Origin of the sequence: Psychrosphaera haliotis, assembly GCF_039523615.1 — a bacterium.
In the GTDB taxonomy this organism is placed as follows: domain Bacteria; phylum Pseudomonadota; class Gammaproteobacteria; order Enterobacterales; family Alteromonadaceae; genus Psychrosphaera; species Psychrosphaera haliotis.
In genome coordinates, this window is the sequence record NZ_BAAAFQ010000007.1 from 264,727 (window position 1) to 283,045 (window position 18,319).

At 39.5% G+C, this 18,319-nt stretch carries 16 protein-coding genes; 5 read left to right on the plus strand and 11 right to left on the minus strand.

The window, feature by feature from the left end; all coding sequences use genetic code 11:
* Positions 1–3: 3 nt before the first annotated feature.
* From ABD009_RS10845 to ABD009_RS10855, 3 genes are read right to left on the minus strand one after another with little or no spacing between them, the layout of a single operon-like run.
* Positions 4–675 carry a flavin prenyltransferase UbiX gene (locus ABD009_RS10845; protein WP_343825302.1) on the minus strand — a complete coding sequence of 224 codons (672 nt, stop codon included), beginning with the start codon at positions 673–675 and terminating at the stop codon, positions 4–6.
* Between the two features lie 8 nt (positions 676–683).
* Entirely contained in the window at positions 684–2,069 is a 1,386-nt protein-coding gene (gene mpl, locus ABD009_RS10850; protein WP_343825304.1) for a UDP-N-acetylmuramate:L-alanyl-gamma-D-glutamyl-meso-diaminopimelate ligase, read from the minus strand.
* Between the two features lie 13 nt (positions 2,070–2,082).
* Positions 2,083–4,488 carry a zinc-dependent metalloprotease gene (locus ABD009_RS10855; RefSeq protein ID WP_343825306.1) on the minus strand — a complete coding sequence of 802 codons (2,406 nt, stop codon included), beginning with the start codon at positions 4,486–4,488 and terminating at the stop codon, positions 2,083–2,085.
* A gap of 346 nt (positions 4,489–4,834) precedes the next feature.
* On the opposite strand from ABD009_RS10855, the gene ABD009_RS10860 reads away from it, so the two are divergent.
* The 5 genes from ABD009_RS10860 (at position 4,835) to ABD009_RS10880 (ending at position 11,147) form a co-directional block, all read left to right on the plus strand.
* Entirely contained in the window at positions 4,835–5,815 is a 981-nt protein-coding gene (locus ABD009_RS10860) for a class 1 fructose-bisphosphatase (protein ID WP_343825308.1), read from the plus strand.
* Between the two features lie 234 nt (positions 5,816–6,049).
* Positions 6,050–6,970, plus strand: a complete 921-nt coding sequence (locus ABD009_RS10865) for a manganese-dependent inorganic pyrophosphatase (RefSeq protein ID WP_343825310.1) — start codon at positions 6,050–6,052, stop codon at positions 6,968–6,970.
* Positions 6,971–7,223: 253 nt separating this feature from the next.
* Positions 7,224–8,366, plus strand: a complete 1,143-nt coding sequence (locus tag ABD009_RS10870; RefSeq protein WP_343825722.1) for an MFS transporter — start codon at positions 7,224–7,226, stop codon at positions 8,364–8,366.
* A gap of 49 nt (positions 8,367–8,415) precedes the next feature.
* On the plus strand, positions 8,416–8,829 hold the full coding sequence (locus ABD009_RS10875; RefSeq protein ID WP_343825312.1) for a hypothetical protein: 414 nt from the start codon (positions 8,416–8,418) through the stop codon (positions 8,827–8,829).
* Positions 8,830–8,897: 68 nt separating this feature from the next.
* Positions 8,898–11,147, plus strand: coding sequence for an EAL domain-containing protein (locus ABD009_RS10880; protein ID WP_343825314.1), 2,250 nt, complete (start codon positions 8,898–8,900; stop codon positions 11,145–11,147).
* Here the strand turns inward: ABD009_RS10880 and ABD009_RS10885 are convergent.
* The 8 genes from ABD009_RS10885 to ABD009_RS10920 form a co-directional block, all read right to left on the minus strand.
* Positions 11,133–11,549, minus strand: a complete 417-nt coding sequence (locus tag ABD009_RS10885) for an acyl-CoA thioesterase (protein ID WP_343825316.1) — start codon at positions 11,547–11,549, stop codon at positions 11,133–11,135. The genes ABD009_RS10880 and ABD009_RS10885 overlap by 15 nt on opposite strands.
* A gap of 64 nt (positions 11,550–11,613) precedes the next feature.
* Entirely contained in the window at positions 11,614–12,408 is a 795-nt protein-coding gene (gene speD / locus ABD009_RS10890; protein WP_343825318.1) for an adenosylmethionine decarboxylase, read from the minus strand.
* Between the two features lie 143 nt (positions 12,409–12,551).
* Entirely contained in the window at positions 12,552–12,956 is a 405-nt protein-coding gene (locus ABD009_RS10895; RefSeq protein WP_343825320.1) for an OsmC family protein, read from the minus strand.
* An 11-nt stretch (positions 12,957–12,967) separates the two neighbouring features.
* A complete protein-coding gene (locus ABD009_RS10900) occupies positions 12,968–13,318 on the minus strand; it encodes a DUF3802 family protein (RefSeq protein ID WP_343825322.1) in 351 nt (116 codons plus the stop codon).
* Positions 13,319–13,353: 35 nt separating this feature from the next.
* A complete protein-coding gene (locus ABD009_RS10905; protein ID WP_343825325.1) occupies positions 13,354–14,160 on the minus strand; it encodes a DUF1338 domain-containing protein in 807 nt (268 codons plus the stop codon).
* 79 nt (positions 14,161–14,239) lie between these two features.
* Positions 14,240–15,733 (minus strand): succinylglutamate-semialdehyde dehydrogenase, encoded by a 1,494-nt coding sequence (astD, locus tag ABD009_RS10910; RefSeq protein ID WP_343825327.1) that lies wholly within the window; start codon positions 15,731–15,733, stop codon positions 14,240–14,242.
* An 8-nt stretch (positions 15,734–15,741) separates the two neighbouring features.
* The gene (astA, locus tag ABD009_RS10915; RefSeq protein WP_155697130.1) at positions 15,742–16,767 is read right to left on the minus strand and encodes an arginine N-succinyltransferase; all 1,026 of its coding nucleotides are present in this window, start codon (positions 16,765–16,767) and stop codon (positions 15,742–15,744) included.
* 66 nt (positions 16,768–16,833) lie between these two features.
* Positions 16,834–18,039, minus strand: coding sequence for an aspartate aminotransferase family protein (locus ABD009_RS10920; RefSeq protein ID WP_155696280.1), 1,206 nt, complete (start codon positions 18,037–18,039; stop codon positions 16,834–16,836).
* Between the last annotated feature and the right edge of the window lie 280 nt (positions 18,040–18,319).

Genomic DNA, 18,319 nt, shown 5'->3' on the forward strand with positions numbered 1-18,319 from the left:
TGATTAACGAGTATAGCCCCATCTAGGAACTAGTGATTGTTCAATATTTAAATGATCCATGACTCTAGCAACCATAAATTGAACAAGGTCTTTAATTTCTTTGGGATGATGATAGAAACCCGGTGCCGCAGGCATAATTGTTACACCTAGGTTAGACAATTTCAGCATATTTTCTAAATGAATAGATGAAAATGGTGTTTCGCGCGGTACAAGGATCAATTGACCCCGTTCTTTTATCACTACGTCAGCGGCTCTTTCAATTAGGTTGTCTGAGCTGCCAGTTGCTATTGCCGATAGTGTACCGGTAGAGCAGGGCAGCACTACCATTTGTTTTGGCGCTGCTGAGCCTGACGCTGGCGGGCTAAACCACTCTTCTTTGCCAAGCACTATAACTTGACCTGGTTTTGCTGAAAAATGGGTTTGGCACCATTGTGTGGACTGAGTCGGTGCGCTTGGCATGTCTAACGACATTTCGGTTTTTAAAACTACCTTTGCAGCCGATGAAAGCAAAAGATAAATCTGGATATTTTTATCAACGAGCTGTTGAATAAGCTCAAACGCATAAGGCGCACCTGAGGCTCCAGTCATCGCAATTGTTATACGGCGATCAAACTCAGAACTATTAAATGAGCTGTCTGAGGTGCTATCAAAAGTGTTGCTACTTTGTTCAGTCATAAAGACGATTAGCCTTGCTGTAAAATTACATTCTTAAGTTTTTGATGGATACCACCAAAACCGCCATTACTCATGACAACAATATGGTCATTAGGCTCTAAGAGTTCAACCACATGCTGGATAATAGCATCTATACTGTTGAAAATATTTAAGTGTGTTTGATTTTCAGCTAAATCAAGTGACCAGTCTTTATCTGTATTGAAAACCAGCACCTCGTCAGCATCTTGCCATGAAGACGCGAGCGTTGAATTATGAACCCCCATCTTCATGGTATTTGAGCGAGGCTCTAAAATCGCAATTATTCTATTGCTGCCTACTTTAGCTCTTAAGCCTTCCAACGTGGTTTTAATGGCGGTAGGGTGGTGAGCAAAGTCATCATAAAGTGTTATATCATTATGCTCGAGTAGCACTTCCATTCGGCGTTTTGCGTTAGTAAAAGCACTTAATGCCTCTACACAGTGTGTAATCTCCATGCCGCAATGTCTAGCAGCGGCAAGAGCAGCCAAACCGTTATGTATATTGTGTAAGCCCGTTAAAGACCACTTCACCGTACCAACACTTTCGCCGTTTAATAGAACCTCAAAGTGACTACCATCTTTAAGGCCATGCTCATTAGGAATGACATTTACCTGCCAGTGCGCCGCATTTGATTTAGTTTCACCTGAGGCCTCAACGCTTTCTATTGGACTCCAACAGCCCATTTCTAAGGTTTCTTTTATATATTGATCTTCAGGATTAGTGATCAGCAAACCGTTATTAGGCAATATTCTCATCAAGTGATGGAACTGCGTTTTAATCGCCTCAATATCTTTAAATATATCGGCATGATCAAACTCAAGGTTGTTAATGATCAATGTTTTAGGAAGGTAGTGAACAAACTTGCTGCGCTTATCAAAAAACGCGGTGTCATATTCATCGGCCTCTATAACAAAGAACGGACTGTCACCTAATCTCGCGGAAACATCAAAATTGCCAGGTACGCCACCGATTAAATAACCAGGGTTCATTCCACAGGATTCCAATAGCCAAGCTACCATTCCCGAGGTGGTTGTTTTACCGTGGGTTCCTGATGCTGCAACTACCCATCTATTTTGCAATACTTCCCGCTTAAGCCACTCTGGACCTGAGGTATAAGCTAGGTTTCGTGCCAATACATACTCTACGGCAGGGTTCCCTCTAGACATAGCGTTGCCAATAATGACTAAATCTGGCTCTGACTTAAATTGTGCCTCATCCCAGCCTTTAGTTAGTTCGATGCCAAGTTGCTCTAACTGAGTCGACATTGGCGGATAAACATTTAAATCTGATCCTGTGACTTTGTGACCTAGTTGTTTGGCGATGGCGGCAATACCGCCCATAAAGGTGCCGCAAATACCTAAAATATGAATATGCATAATACACTACTGCTTAAATTGGAGAGCCTGGTTGCATTGTACTGAGATCTACCAAGGGTAGCCATTTTCTATGTTCAAAATACCATGATAAGTGATGACTGAGTAGGCGGTAAAAGCCTCGTTGGCCCGAACTAGCGTTATGCGACTCTTTTTTAAGCCACTCATTTAGCTGCGACAACTCATTAAATAAATCACTCTTAACTTCAATAGGAGTAGACTCAGCAAGCAAACGACCCATCATCAGTTCAATAGTAACAGCGTTAACTCGTTGCTGAACCGCGGAGTTTAGCCCGGCGCTTGAGGGTTGTTTTATAGTATTCTGTAATATTGTTTGTAAATACTCACCTACCGTCCAGTATTTACTATTTAGATTAGATTGCTGGGCTATTCGAGTGAGTCTAGCGCTATTTAGTAATGCGGATAATGTATGGTTTGCAGCGGCTGACGAGAGTGTCACCGGATCAAAAGCTAACCCCGTTTTAGTGGGACCGCTCTCTCTATCGCGGTAATTACCATATGCTTTAGGTGGAATTAAACTAATAATAGATTTAGGTAAGGTTAGGTTTTCGTTTTGCAAAGTAGCTAGCAAAGCAGATAAAGCCTGTGATTGATGCTCAAAACTTACCGGCCTCGCATTTATTGCACTGCTTTTGCTGTCGCGTTCCTTCACTACATAGTCATAATTTACACCGCCAATCAGTTTAACCGCGGCAGTGGTTTGGTATCTGTGATAAAAATAGATTGGCATCAAGATTTCTTGTAAGTCTGAAATAGGTCGGTCAAATGCCAAGTTATTAAGACCAAAGTTTTTTAATGCGACGCCTCTCACCTGCATTACTCGAGTTAACTCTGCGGCGGCGTCTTTGCCGTTATCCCATAGATGGCCGGTTGGGTGTGCGCCACTGGTTGGTCGAGCATCGGAGTCAGACATATAAAGTAGACCTTTATCCTGCGTACTGCTAATTAATGATGCTAAGGCTTTGGCTTCTTGTTCTGAGTTCTCAAATTTTTGGTAACCATATTTAATAACATACTTATCCCACTCGCCTATGCCTTCTGCATACGCGTTTGATAAGTCGATTTTGCCATCTATTAGCTCCACAAATGGATGCGGATAGTCCATGACAGAGGCTCTGTTGTTTGCAGAAGCAGCAAAGTTATGAGCAATACCTAAAGTATGGCCAACTTCATGGGCCGCTAGCTGACGAATACGAGCTAAGGCCATTTCTTTAATCTTGTCTGTGTTTGACTCTGCTCCATCATTAAATGGCCCAGTAAGCCCTTGCCCCAGTAAATAGTCGTGCCTGACTCTCAGCGAACCAAGAGTAACGTGACCTTTAATAATTTCGCCGGTTCTTGGATCAATAACGGAAGAGCCATAACTCCAGCCTCTTGTCGCGCGGTGAACCCATTGAATAGTGTTGTATCTCACATCCATAGGATCTGCATGTTCTGGTAGCATTTTAACGATAAACCCGTCTTTAAAACCGGCTTCTTCAAACGCTGTGCTCCACCATCTTGCACCTTCTAGCAATGCTGTTCTTACAGGTTCTGGTGTACCTGGGTCTAGGTAGTAGGTTATAGGTGTGTTCTTATCTAAACGGTGCCTAGGAATAACTTTTACATCCATGCTTTCATCAAGAGATACGGCGTAATCTTTATGGCTAATACTCCAGAAACCACTGAATGGGTGAAAGCGTCTAGCTTGGTATTTGTCGTCTGGCAATTTGATAAGGGAGTGATGCATGTGAACGGTGATGTTTTCACTGTCTGGTGCTATTTGTCTTACGTATTGTCCTGGGTTAGTGCCAGTAAACGAAACAATAGACTCTAATTCTGTATTTTTAGGAAATGACTTACTTTTTGCAAAGTGAACGGCGCTTCTATTTTTTACCGGTCTGTAACTTCCTTGTTTTCTTGATTTGAGTGTTTTTGCAACACCGTGAATATCACTCAACAAGAATGGCGTATAGTCGATTATAACTGTGCCGCGATCCTTTGCTTTGATTTCGAAGCCGTAAATTACTGATTTCGCAAAAGCCTCTTCAACGCTTTTCTGCTCGGCTCTGTTATCACTATTAGCGCGATAATCCATATTCAACTGAGTTAAAAGCACTTTATTGCCATAACTTTCAAACTGAACGACTCGCGTGGAGCCTAACTGACCGCGGTCTAAGCCAATATCGTTAGAGCCTAAGCCTCGAGGAAGACTACTTTGAAATAAAAATGGTTCGTTTTGCTTGTCTACTTGCAAAAATAGTTGATCATTTTGTTTGTCATAATAAAACGTGAAATACCCATCAACCTTAAGCATACCGTTAGTAAAGTCTGCAATTGATTTAACACTCGCAACGGCGTTGGCTGTCATAAAACAGCAAAAAATGATGGTTATACTTGTTATAAGACGAATTGTTTTCATAGTTATTCCCGAAACCATATAAGTTTTAGTAGCTTGACTCTTATTTATACTATTTTAGTGTGCCGCAGATTCATAATGAAGTGAACCAATAACTTAACGAGTGCTGATAATTAAGTTGGCCTAAAAAGGTTAAACGTGAAAGATGAAAAGTAAATTCTGTAAGTTGTATTGAATGTTTTCATAAATTTGATCCAAAATACTGCAACTCAGCTTAAAAATTGGTTAGAATAGCGGCATCATAAAAACGCACTCCCACTTTTAAATTAGTGTTTGATGTGAAAGTTTATTAACTTGCCTTTAAGTGTTTCCTATTGGCAATAAAATTAGATAAAAGGCTTTAATTACAATGAAAAGACTCGCACCTGAATTGCGTAAAGATGGCGTGGAATTAGATTTGATCTCACTGATCAGAACCATTTTGGCAGCCTGTAAGGATATCTCTTTTCGTGTGGGACAAGCTGATTTGTCTGGCGTGCTTGGTTCAACCCTGAATGAAAACATACAAGGTGAGACACAAAAAAAGTTAGACATACTATCTAATCAGTTACTTAAAGACATGCTGCTAGAGTCTGGTTTTGTAAGAGCTATAGCGTCGGAAGAAGAGGACTATATTGTTGAAGGCGAGCATGGCGGTCGCTTTTTAGTTGCCTTTGACCCGCTTGATGGTAGTTCAAATATTGATGTGAATAGCTTAACAGGTACTATTTTCTCTATTTTACCAGTACCTGAAGATAAGTTAGATGGTACACCAATTACCGAACAAGACTTTTTACAGCCTGGCCGCAACCAAGTAGCTGCAGGTTATGTTATGTATGGTCCATCTACGATACTAGCGTTAACCACAGGTAAAGGTGTTGATTTTTATACGTTAGATAAAACCCACGGTTCTTTCTTAAAAACCAGAGATAACATTGCTATCCCTGAAGAAACCCAAGAGTTTGCAATTAATAGCTCTAATCAGCATAAGTGGGATATACCAATGCAACGTTATATCCGCGATATCCTAGATGGTAAAGCGGGTATCCGTGGCAAAAACTTCAATATGCGTTGGATTGCCTGCATGGTTGGCGACGTACACCGCATTTTGTGTCGAGGCGGAATATTTACCTACCCAGCACATACTGATAACCCAGAAAAGCCAAATAAGTTGCGCTTGTTATATGAAGCAAACCCAATGGGCATGTTAGTTGAGCAAGCTGGTGGATTAGTATCTACTGGCGAACAAAATATCCTTGATTTACAACCAACTGAACTGCACCAACGAGTGCCAGTTATTCTTGGTTCTAAACAAGAAGTTAAAATCTGTTTGGATTATCACAACCAGTAATTAAACCGCGTTCCTCAAAATCAGGGTGGCGTATTTGAGCAATGAATACGTCACCTTGGTTTTTCCTCATTTTTAGTTACAACGAGTAAATATAGAATTTCGCTAATTCACACTCGAATTCTACGCTGGTTTGGTTATAATTCACGCCATCAAAACTATCATTTATCGCAGCGCCTTTTGTTTTTGTAAAGTCATTAGGCAGCGGCTTAAAAATCAACGATTTAAAGGTGTTCTATGCCAAATTATGTAGTGGGCCACAAGGTTCCAGACTCGGACTCAATTTGTTCAGCTATCGCATTGTCTTATTTAAAAACTGAATTGGGTGAGCCAACAGTACCTGCTCGTTTAGGTGAGCTGTCGCCAGAAACTATGTTCATACTTGACCGTTTTGGTTTTGAAAAACCAGAATTAAAATTAAGCTATGCAGGCGAGAGTTTATATATTGTTGATCACTCTGACCGTGTTCAAGGTCCTGACGATATTGATGATGCGACTATTTTGGGCATTATTGATCACCATAAATTGGGTGATATCACTACATCAACGCCACTAGAGTGTTGGATCCGCCCGGTAGGTTGTACTAATACTATTATTAAAATGATGTATGACTTTGAAGGCATCGAGATTCCTAAAGACATTGCTGGTGCAATGATGATGGCTATTTTAAGTGATACGGTTTTATTTAAATCACCAACGTGTACAACTGCTGATAAAAAATGTGTTGAAGCACTCGCTGAAATTGCTGGTATTGAAGATTACCAAGAGCTAGGCATGGATATGTTTAAGGTTAAGTCTGCGGTAGAAGGTACGCCAGCGCGTGACTTAGTATTAAGAGACTTTAAAGACTTTAATATGAAAGGCCAGCTAGTTGGTATTGGTCAATTGGAAGTTATTGACTTAGCAATGCTTGACGAAATGAAAGACGACTTACATGCTGATCTGCAATCCTTAAAAGAAGAAGGCAACCGTCACTCGGTTATCTTGTTGCTAACAGATATCATGAAAGAAGGATCAGAGTTATTGGTCGTTTCAGACGATACTAGCGTAATAGAAAAAGCATTTGATGTAACGCTGACTGAGAATCGTGTTTGGATTGACGGTATTTTAAGCCGTAAAAAGCAGGTAGTTCCACCGTTACAAGACTCCTTCAAGTAATGGGTTTTTAATCAATAAGCTTTTAAACGTTTGTTGAGTATTGATAGAGCCGTGATTATGTCGCGGCTTTTTTGTAGCCGAACTAAACGGCGAGGCAACGAGGTTATAACTGAGGTATAAGTACAGTATAGCTAAAGGCTATCTGAGTTATGCCAAAAGAGAGCATACGAATAAAACCCATAACATTACCTAGCATTAACTAACTCGTGGAGTTGCAGTGAACCGTCTTAGCCCTAAAATTTTTCTATTGGCCATGGCATTTATTTTGCCATTTGTGTTTTCAGTGTGGGCCACGCTGTTAAATAACTTTGTTATTGAAAAAGCCGCTTTTACTGGCGCTGAAATTGGGCAGCTGCAATCAATTAGAGAAATTCCAGGCTTTTTGGCATTTACCGCTATTTATATTCTGGCCTTTATTAAAGAACAACGCTTTGCCATCTACTCTATTGGCGTGCTCAGTATTGGTGTCGCGTTCACGGGCTATTTCCCAACAGAATATGGGCTATATGCCACTACGTTTATTATGTCGGTTGGATTTCATTATTACGAAACCACACAGCAAAGTTTAACCTTACAGTGGGTTGACAAAAAAGAGTCGGCGCACTTTTTAGGTAAAGCGTTGGCAATGAAGTCCTTTGCATCCTTATTAGCGTTTGGCGGGATTTGGCTATTGATGGATTGGTTTGATGTTTCATACAAGACAACCTATTTACTTGCTGGTGGAATAGGCTTTTTGGTCACGGTATTACTTTATTTTGGCTTTCCAATGTATGAACAGCCGCATGTACAAACTAAAAAAATAGTTTTGAAGAAGAACTACGCATTATATTACGTTCTCACCTTTTTAAGTGGCGCAAGACGGCAGATATTTATGGTATTTGCTGGCTTTATGATGGTAGAAAAGTTTGGCTACTCGGTAGGTGAAATTAGCCTCTTGTTTGGTATTAACTATATTTTTAACCTGTTATTTGCTAGCAAAATTGGACAATGGGTTGGCAAAATAGGCGAACGAAAAGCTTTAACCTTTGAGTATGTTGGATTGATTTTTGTATTTGTCGGTTATGCCTTGGTAGAAACGGCTGAGCTCGCAGCTGCGCTATACGTAATTGATCATATGTTCTTTGCTTTGGCTATTGCCATAAAAACATATTTCCAGAAAATAGCGGATCAAAAGGACATCGCGGCAACCGCCTCTGTCAGCTTCACTATTAATCATATTGCGGCAGTCATAATTCCTGTTTTACTTGGCATGGTATGGCTTTATTCAAGCACATTAGTATTTATGATAGGCGCGGGCTTTGCTGTGTGTAGTCTAGTCGCAAGCCAACTTATTCCTCTTGTGCCAACAGAATCTAAACCTTTTCGCTTTTCTAACAAAGTGCATACTGACCAGTAAAGCATATGATGATTAACGATTAACGATTAACGACTGGTGAGGAGAAATTGTGTACAAACGACAACTAAGCTCAAATAGACAAAGTCGCGTTACACGATCTTCGAAAGGAGGCTTTAAAGAAGCCTTAATCGACAAACAAGTCTTGGTGATACATGTAGCCATCGCAGATAAATTAATTGCTGCTAATGAAAAGGGCGACACCATCTACCTAGAACAAATACAGAAAACCCTAGATAGCCGCAGAGATTCAGGCCGTATGAGGTATGGAGAGTACCTGACTTGGCTTAGTGTGTTAGAGGTAATAGATGATTCGGTTGCCTTTAAAAATGCCATTCTTGAAGACTCGCATCAAATGAAAAAGTATAGGAGACGAACGCCTTTAGTTGGAATACTCACTGAAGCTGAAAGGCAGCGAGCTATTGAAGAGAATGCCGTTGGTTCTATAGATAAGGCTCTCTTTTAGACGTTGACACTTGCTAACAGTGCAATACAATCAGGTTATGGGAAGTCGAAAAGAGCCAATAGTAATTTGTGAATATTGAACAACTTAATAGTCTATTATTTCAAGATGTTAACATTTTATCTGAGATAGCTAATGGTCAGTCTGATGAAGCTGTTTTGAGTAAAATTTGCCAAAATTTAGAGCTAGCTTCCGGCTTTAGCGATATTCAATGCGCGGTTTTTGAAGTTATAAAAAGCAATTTATATACAGTCGCTTGCCCACACAATCATATTCAATCTCTAAACGACTTAGACGACACTCCATTAAGTCATTTTGGTTACCATAACTCATCTGCAAGTGATCTGAAAAACAAAGACTTATTAAACCACCGTTCCTTTGAAATCGAACAGCGTACTGCACCAGATAGCCAAACAATTGACAAAAATAGCCTGTTATTTAGTGTTGATGTTCCCCTTATTGATAAAAATGAGATTATTGGCCTGTTAGTTATTTTTTCAAAAGAAAAGCTATACGTAAGCCCCAAACAAACTGAGTTCATAAGATTTTATAGCCAATTAGCTTCTGCTGTATTAATTGCAGTTAGACTTAGGCAAAAGTCTGAGTTGCAATTCGATTCTCTGAAAAAAAGTAATGAAAAGTTTCAAGCATTTGTAAAAGTAATGCCAGACTTGGCGCTTATTATCGATAAAACAGGTGTATATGAGGACGTGCATGGCTCTCCAAGTAATTTAACGTACATATCTGCGACGGAAATCATTAACAAAAATGTCAACGATATATTTCCGGCTGACGACGCAAAGAAGATAATGAACGTTATAACTACTGCACTTAAAACCGACGAAACTCAAGAGTATGAGTATTCAATTGAAGGCGATAATGGAGTCTCGCTATTTGAAGGACGAATAACCCCTATACACTATAACGTGGACGAGAAAGAGTCGGCAAAACATGTATTGTGGATGGCTAGAGATGTCACCACCGCAAAACAAATCCAGAAAAAAGTCAAAGAGCTAGCCTATTTCGACCCATTGACTCAGTTGCCTAATCGAAGAATGTTTAACGAGCGTTTAGAATTGGCGGTAAAAAGTAAATCAGTGTCTAATGAGTTTGGAGCGATATTATTCTTAGATTTAGATGAATTTAAACGTATTAACGACTCACTAGGGCACTCTGCGGGAGATAAACTCTTAAAGGATGTATCCGAGCGATTAAGAATAAGTTTACGCAAGTCTGATGTTCTGTCGAGAATTGGTGGTGATGAGTTTGTTATTCTAGTGGAAAATACCGGTAGAACTATTGAACAAGCACAGTCGGAAGTAGCGATGGTGGCTAAAAAAGTTCAAGAGTCTTTCCAAGAAAAGTTTCAAATAGAGGAATTGGTATTCCAGGTTACCTGCAGTATTGGGATTTGTATTATAGACGGCTGCACTGACGCCCAAAATGTGATGAAGTTTGCCGATACCGCCATGTATAACTCAAAACGTAAAGGTGGTAATAGCTATAGCTATTACGATCCTAAACAACAAACCTTGTTAGAACGACAACTTACATTTGAATCTGAGATATCAACAGCAATAGAAAGTAGAGACTTTTGTGCGTTTTTCCAACCGCAACTAAATGGAAACGGTGAAGTTACCGGCGCTGAAGCGTTAATACGTTGGATACACCCAACAAAAGGAATGATCCCACCAGATGAGTTTATTTCCATTGCTGAGCAATTTGGTTTAATTCAAAGTTTACAAGATATTGTTTTAGAAGATATTTGTAAGTTATTGATGGAGCTTGAACGCACTTCATCCATACCGCCTGATTTTAAGTTATCGATAAATATAAGTCACTCTCAGTTTCGAGCTTCCAACTTTAAACAGTCTTTAGAATCAACTATTGATCAATTTGGAATCGCGGCCAGTAGAGTAACCTTAGAGATCACTGAGAGCATGTTGTCTCATGACATTGCAAAAACAGCTCAGCAAATGACAGAGATATCCGACACAGGGTTTAGCTTCTCAATAGATGACTTTGGTACTGGATATTCAAATTTATCTAATTTACATGCTTTTCCTGTACACGAGCTAAAAATTGATAAATCATTTGTTGATAGAATGTTAGACCCTTCGGGCTTAAGTATTGTGGAAACCATTATTAACTTAGCTAAGAATCTAAATATGAAAGTGGTTGCTGAAGGCGTTGAAAGTGATAAGCAAGCAACACTATTAAAAGAACGTGGCATTGATGTACTTCAAGGTTATCACTTTGCAAAGCCTCTGCCATTTGATGAGTATCTTAAATGGCACAATGCGCATTTAGCTCAGCGCTAATAGTTGCTCTTTATCTACTAAGTGGACTTCTAATTGCTCTCGTTCGTTGTCATTAATAGCAGATGAGGAGTTGGTTGAATAATCAAACTTAACCATAACGCATTCACCCCAAGCTACACGTTTTCCCTCTTGCCACACTTCTTGCAGTATATTTAAAGAAGAACGGCCAATTTTACTGACATGAGTTCTAATTTCTACTTCGTGTTTATAATGGATTTGTGCAATATAATTTACTTCAATCTTAGCAATGATTAAATTCCACTTATCAAGGTTTTGCTCAGGATTAAAGATTTCAAAAATACCTGGCCTAGCACTTTCAAACCACACAGGAATGACCGTATTATTGATATGAGCTAACGCATCGGTTTCTTGAAAACGAGGTTGGATTTTTATAGAAAACATTGATCACCTTTTTGACATAAAAAAACGGCACTAAGGCCGCTTTAACTTTTGTTATGTTTTTATATTACGCCATATTTCGTGCATAGAAAATTTCTTGCATCTCTTTACGTAACTTGTCTCTAATTTCGTCCTGCTGTGTATCACTTAATTCTTCAGTACTGATACCAAAAAGATAATTATTAAGATCGTTGTCTTTAATCATCATTTTTGTATGGAACATATTCTCTTGATAAACGTTTACATCAATCATGTCGTATTGATCTAAAATATCGTCGCCGATAAAGTTTTGAATAGAGTTAATTTCATGATCAATATAGTGCTTGTTACCTTCAGTGTCCCGAGTAAAACCACGAACACGATAATCTAAAGTTACGATGTCAGACTCTAAAGCATGAATTAAGTAGTTCAACGCTTTTAGTGGTGAAATAACCCCACAAGTAGACACTTCGATATCAGCTCTAAATGTACAAATACCATCATTTGGGTGAATTTCCGGGTAAGTATGAACACAGATATGACTTTTATCTAAGTGACTAACAACACTCTCTGGAATGGGTCCTGGCGTTTCACTTTGGTCCACTTCGTCAGGCGACTTAATCTCTTCTTCACTAACAAGAATGGTTACAGAGGCACCTTGAGGCTCATAATCTTGACGAGCTACGTTTAATACATTTGCGCCAATAATATCGCATACTTCTGAAAGTATGTCGGTCAAACGGTCGGCGTTATACTGCTCATCAATGTACTCAATGTACTCTTGGCGTTGAGCTTCTGTTTGTGCGTAACAAACATCATAAATACAAAAGCCTAAGCTCTTTGTTAAGTTGTTAAAACCGTGAAGTTTAAGTTTAGATTCCAACTAACAATTCCTTAATAGGTGTGGGTAAATTAAGGGGCGGATGATAAATCAAACCGCCGCTATCGCAAAATTATTTTTAAAACTATAGAAGTAAATTATGTAGGAATCAATTACGCCAATAAGAAGGCATTGGCGAGATAGTTTTAAATTTCTTTAATTTCAAAGCTATGGCTAATTTCAACGCTAGCTTCCAACATTTTTGCCACTGAGCAGTATTTATCGGCAGATAACCTTACTGCACGTTCAACATGGTTCGCTGATACGTCCTTGCCTGTCACAATAAAAGTTAAATGGATCTTGGTGAATACTTTAGGAACGGTTTCAGCTCGTTCTGCATCGATGTCGACTTCAACGTTTTTTACGCTTTGGCGCGCTTTTTCCAGTATTGAAACTACATCTATCGCACTACAAGTTGCAGCAGATAGTAATACCATCTCCATTGGACTTGGAGCAGTACCTGGATTGCTGCCATCTAAAACAACTTTATGACCAGATTCAGTTTTTCCTTCAAAGGCCATGCCTTCAAGCCATGATACATTTGCTTTCATTTAAATATCCATTAGTCGAGAAGATCAGCGATAGCGCTGTCGAATACGTTTTTAATTAGCGAGGTGAATTCTGTAATGAATTCAACCTGGCTAGGAGTCACATTTTGATGCCAGTAATCAGCCAACACTTGTTGCATGTCGTAAACAATCCCGTCTACCTCACGAACAATTATTGACCTATGATTTGTCTCAAGGTCGTCGTGCTGGCTACATAGGTTAATTATTTGAGTCGCAATTTCATTTTCAACCAATACTTCAAGCGTCTCATCTAATGTTTGTTCACTAGTAGAAGTTAAAAAAACTTCTTTACTACTAGTAAGATAATTCATTAATTCGACGTATGCGGCTTTATCGGTGACCATAAAATATTCCTTTTTTTACAACTCAAACCCTAAATTTACCCTTTTACGTTGGTACTTTCAAAGATCTTATCTGCAGAAGCTGCAACAAATCCAGAATAAAGCGTTCCAGGTGAAACTTCATAACGTTTTGCAAACTCATAAAAACAACTAGGAACAAGCTCATCACCGTCTGTAAATGGAACCGTTGCTTTGTCAGCCATCGTTGAGGATTGCTCTAATAACACTTCTGGTGAGCCTTTGATTTCGCCACCCGAAGTGTTTAATACAAAACCTTCATCTTTCAGCGTTTGATTTACACTTTCTAGTGTTTCGTATTTTGTTAGTTGGTTCACGCTAACTGTAAAGTGGTTTGGGATATATCCCCATGCTGCCATCCAAGCTGCATATTCACTTTCTTCTAATAGTACTTTGTAGTCGTTTGAACTAATTTGCCACTGAGTTCCAGAGTACAAGAAGTTATCTGCAGTAACAGAAGAAGCGTCAATTTGGTCAACTAACTCTTTGATAATACGTTGGGTATTCTCAGAAAACTCTTCAACTAATAATTCACTGATAAATACTTTTGGTTGCGTCGGGTCTGGATGTTCAAAGTGCTTCGCTTTTAGCTTTTTCGCTTCAAAGTCGTAATCGCCGCCATCTTTGTAACCTAAAGAAAGAAAGTGTTGTGCGAGTTTATCTAGATTAACTTTTTCGATGTTAAACGTTCGCAAAGCAATATGGTCATTAATAACGTCCTTACCATTTCCTTCACCTAACAGGGCATGAATTTTTTCAGCTGAAGGAGTAACAGTTAGGTATTTAGCCCACATATTGTCAAAAAGATCATTTACGTTGGTATGCATTACAGTTCCTTGAATCTTCTAAATAACGATAAAACAAATTTGATGTTTAAAAAAAGCGGCTAAGCCGCTTCTTTTTATATTAAATGCTTAAGCCGGGGCTTAAGCTTGCTGGCATGGCAACTTCTTCAAGTTCAACCGATGCAACAGGGTATGCACAGTAATCAGCGGCATAGTAAGCACTTGCTCTATGGTTGCCTGATTGACCAATGCCACCAAATGGTGCTGCACTACTTGCGCCAGTAATTGGACGGTTCCAATTTACGATACCTGCACGAATACGGCTTAAGAACTTGTTGTACAGTTCTTGATCATCGCTCAGTAGACCCGCTGACAAACCGTAGTTTGTATCATTTGCAATTTTAATAGCTTGATCAAAATCATCAAAACGGAAAACTTTTAGCAATGGACCAAAATGCTCATCATCTGGGAAGTCTGAAATATCAGTACAGTCGATAATACCTGGTGATACAAAACCGGTATCTTCTTTTAAGTGAGTCAGTTCAACAAGAACCTTACCGCCTAAATCAACCAGTTGTTGCTGAGCTGCAACCATACCAAGCGCCGCTTTGTCAGAAATCATAGAACCCATGAACGGTTGCTCAGAAGCTTCATCTAAAGAGTCGCCAACAACAATTGAGTTGGTTGCTTCAATTAACTTAGCAAGTACTACGTCGCCTTCAGCACCTTTAGGTAAAAGTAACTTTCTTGCACACGTACAACGTTGTCCTGAAGATATAAATGCTGACTGGATAATGTCATGCACAACAGCGTCGGTATTTTTTGCATCTTGGATAATTAGAGGGTTGTTGCCACCCATTTCCAATGCCAAAATTTTACCAGGTTGCGCAGCAAACTGCTTGTGAAGTAAATGACCTGTACCTGAACTACCCGTGAAGAATAGGCCATCAATTTGTGGGTGATTAGCAAGTGCTTTACCTGTCTCTACTTCACCTTGTACTAGGTTTAGTACGCCAGCAGGTAGGCCTGCTTTTTGCCATAACTCAACGGTAATTTGAGCAACCATTGGTGTTAATTCACTTGGCTTGAAGATTACAGTGTTACCAGCAATTAGAGCCGGAACAATATGACCATTTGGTAAGTGGCCTGGGAAATTATAAGGACCATAAACAGCAACTACACCGTGTGGACGGTGACGTAACATAGCACGACCAAGAGGCATTGGGTTTTCTGTAGTACCAGTACGCTCGTTATAGGCTTTTTCAGAGATGGCGATTTTACCAATCATTGCACCAACTTCAGTGCGAGTTTCCCATAACGGCTTGCCTGTTTCTTTGGCAATAGCGAGGGCAATTGGCTCTTTATATTCGCCAAGTAGCTCAGCAAAACGTTTAATAATAACTAGACGTTCTTCAACTGTTTTATCAGCCCAAGGTAAAAAAGCTTCTCTTGCTGCCAATACAGCTTGATCAACTTGCTCTGCTGTTGCCGTTAATGACTCCCACAAAAGCTCGTCTGTTGCTGGGTTTAGTGAGCCAATTAAGTGACCTTCACCAGCTAACCATTCACCATTAATGAATTGGCCATTTATATATTTATTTTCGTTATTTGACATAAATAATCCTATTTTAAAAGGGCTGCTCGCACTTGGTCGCCAGCTTGAACATTTAAAAGACTCGCGTATTCAGCCGTTAACTGAACGGTTTTAGCGTCCATGTTCATTACGGTTGTTAAGCCCGTTGCTCTAAATTCTTTAACTGATAGATTAGCAATGATGACACTTTTGTCAGATTCAAGCTCATTGACAATTTCAACTGCAAATAAATCACTGTTTTGAACCGTATGAATTTGAGAAATATCAGCTTCTACCGTCGGTCCGCCATCAAAAATATCAACATACTGTTTGTAGGTGAAACCTTCAGACTTCAATAACTTTAATGCAGGTTCTGTATTCTTATGAACTTTACCAATTACCGCTTGCGCTTCTTTAGATAACAAGTTCACATACACAGGGTATTTAGGCATTAATTCGGCAATAAATACTTTTTGGCCAATACCCGTTAAATAGTCTGCAGTAGGGAAGTCCATTGAGAAGAAATGTTCTTCTAACCACTTCCAAAACGGTGAGTCGCCATTTTCATCTGAAACACCACGCATTTCTGCAATAACAGTGTTAGAAAAACGTTCTTGGTGTTGAGCCAAAAATAAGAATCTAAACTTACTTAATACTCTACCTGTACTGCCTTTTCGAAATTCTTCGCGAAGGAATAGTGTGCATAATTCACTAGCACCAGTATAGTCATTACACAGCGTTAGAATATCGGCTGTATTGTAGATATTTAATTGACGGCTATTGTGTACTACTTTGCCTAAGTGATAATGGTAAAACGCATCATCAAGTCCTACATAAGACTCAATACCGCTGGTTCCCATTATTCTTCCGGTAGCCACATCTTCCATAACAAATAAAAATCCGTGTTCTTGCTTTTGCTCAGTCAACTCAGACTTGAACGACGCTTCTGCACGTTTAATTTTGTTAGAAATAAGCTCATCATTTACCGGTAATGACGTAAAGCCATGCCCTGACTCTTCTGCAATTTTAAGCAGTTCAGGAAAGTCTTTCTCTTGGATTGGACGAATTACAAACATCACATCTTCTTCCTTCAGAAAAAAAGCCAATGAGACATTGGCTAATTTAATTTAAATAACGCTAGATTAAGCGTTTACAATGCTTGCAACGGCTTTTTCAAATTGAGCCATGCCTTGATCAATGTCTTCTAAAGGCACAACTAGAGAAGGAGTGAAGCGTATTACGTTTGCGCCAGCAACTAGAATCATAGTGCCTTCTGCTAAAGCAGCATTAACAAACTCTTTCGCTCTGCCAGCAAACGCATCTGTTAACTCTGCGCCAACTAACATGCCTTGGCCACGGATATCTTTAAATACGTTGTACTTGTTATTAATTTCTTCAAGTTTAGCTTTGAAGATTGCTTCACGCTCTTTAACACCGTTTAGTACTTCAGGAGTATTAATAGTGTCTAATGCTGCTTCTGCAACAGCACAGGCTAATGGGTTACCGCCATAAGTAGAACCGTGAGTACCAATTTTAAGGTGCTTAGCTAGCTCAGTTGTTGTTAGCATAGCGCCAATTGGGAAACCGCCACCTAGGCCTTTAGCAGAAGCTAAGATATCAGGATTAACACCAAGACCCATATAAGCATAAAGCTCACCAGTACGACCTGCACCAGATTGAACTTCATCAAAAATTAATAGCGCGTTATTGTCATCACAAAGTTGACGAACGCCTTCAATGAATTCTTTTGTTGGAGGGATAATTCCGCCTTCACCTTGGATTGGCTCAAGCATTACCGCACATGTCTTATCAGAGATAAGCTCTTTTAGGCTGTCTAAGTTGTTGTATTCAGCGTGAACGATGTCACCTGGTTTTGGTCCAAAACCGTCAGAGTAAGCAGGTTGGCCGCCAACAGTAACAGTGAAGAAAGTACGACCGTGGAAACCTTTCTTGAATGAGATGATTTGAGTTTTATGCTCACCATGTACATCAATTGCCCAACGACGCGCCAATTTAAGGGCTGCTTCGTTTGCTTCTGCACCAGAGTTTGCAAAGTAAACTTTATCTGCAAATGTTGCATCAGTTAATTTTTTCGCTAAACGTAGCGCTGGCTCATTTGTCATTACGTTACTAAGATGCCAAAGCTTTTCGCCTTGCTCTTTTAATGCGCCTACTAATGCAGGGTGACAGTGACCAAGACAGTTGACCGCAATGCCGCCAGCAAAATCGATGTATTCTTTATCGTTTTGGTCCCAAACGCGTGAGCCTTGACCTCTTACAGGTATTACAGCCGCTGGAGAATAGTTAGGTACCATTACGTCATCAAATAAAGCACGTGTTACAGTCATTTTTGTTTCCTTAAGTTCAGCACATTTCGAAATTTCATACGAATTCAAAATGAGAATTTAAAAGTAAATACCCGCCAATTATTGCAGAAATCATCGCAAATGTCTCCATTTCAAAGCGTCACAAAGGGCTTGATGGGTAGTTCTAGCTAAATTATGAATAATTAGTGAATAAATATTTGTGTGTGTTGGAGAGAGGCAAAAAAGTGCCTTATCTGAGCGCTAGTCTAAATGCTAAAGAATAGTTAAAGAGGGCAAGATTGTTTCATTATGGTGCAAAAAG

Coding starts and splice junctions, on each gene's coding strand:
- ABD009_RS10845 (WP_343825302.1), bottom strand. CDS start 675: ATGACTGAACAAAGTAGCAACACTTTTGATAGCACCTCAGACAGCTCA.
- mpl (WP_343825304.1), bottom strand. CDS start 2,069: ATGCATATTCATATTTTAGGTATTTGCGGCACCTTTATGGGCGGTATT.
- ABD009_RS10855 (WP_343825306.1), bottom strand. CDS start 4,488: ATGAAAACAATTCGTCTTATAACAAGTATAACCATCATTTTTTGCTGT.
- ABD009_RS10860 (WP_343825308.1), top strand. CDS start 4,835: ATGAAAAGACTCGCACCTGAATTGCGTAAAGATGGCGTGGAATTAGAT.
- ABD009_RS10865 (WP_343825310.1), top strand. CDS start 6,050: ATGCCAAATTATGTAGTGGGCCACAAGGTTCCAGACTCGGACTCAATT.
- ABD009_RS10870 (WP_343825722.1), top strand. CDS start 7,224: ATGGCATTTATTTTGCCATTTGTGTTTTCAGTGTGGGCCACGCTGTTA.
- ABD009_RS10885 (WP_343825316.1), bottom strand. CDS start 11,549: ATGTTTTCTATAAAAATCCAACCTCGTTTTCAAGAAACCGATGCGTTA.
- ABD009_RS10895 (WP_343825320.1), bottom strand. CDS start 12,956: ATGAAAGCAAATGTATCATGGCTTGAAGGCATGGCCTTTGAAGGAAAA.
- ABD009_RS10900 (WP_343825322.1), bottom strand. CDS start 13,318: ATGGTCACCGATAAAGCCGCATACGTCGAATTAATGAATTATCTTACT.
- ABD009_RS10905 (WP_343825325.1), bottom strand. CDS start 14,160: ATGCATACCAACGTAAATGATCTTTTTGACAATATGTGGGCTAAATAC.
- astD (WP_343825327.1), bottom strand. CDS start 15,733: ATGTCAAATAACGAAAATAAATATATAAATGGCCAATTCATTAATGGT.
- astA (WP_155697130.1), bottom strand. CDS start 16,767: ATGTTTGTAATTCGTCCAATCCAAGAGAAAGACTTTCCTGAACTGCTT.
- ABD009_RS10920 (WP_155696280.1), bottom strand. CDS start 18,039: ATGACTGTAACACGTGCTTTATTTGATGACGTAATGGTACCTAACTAT.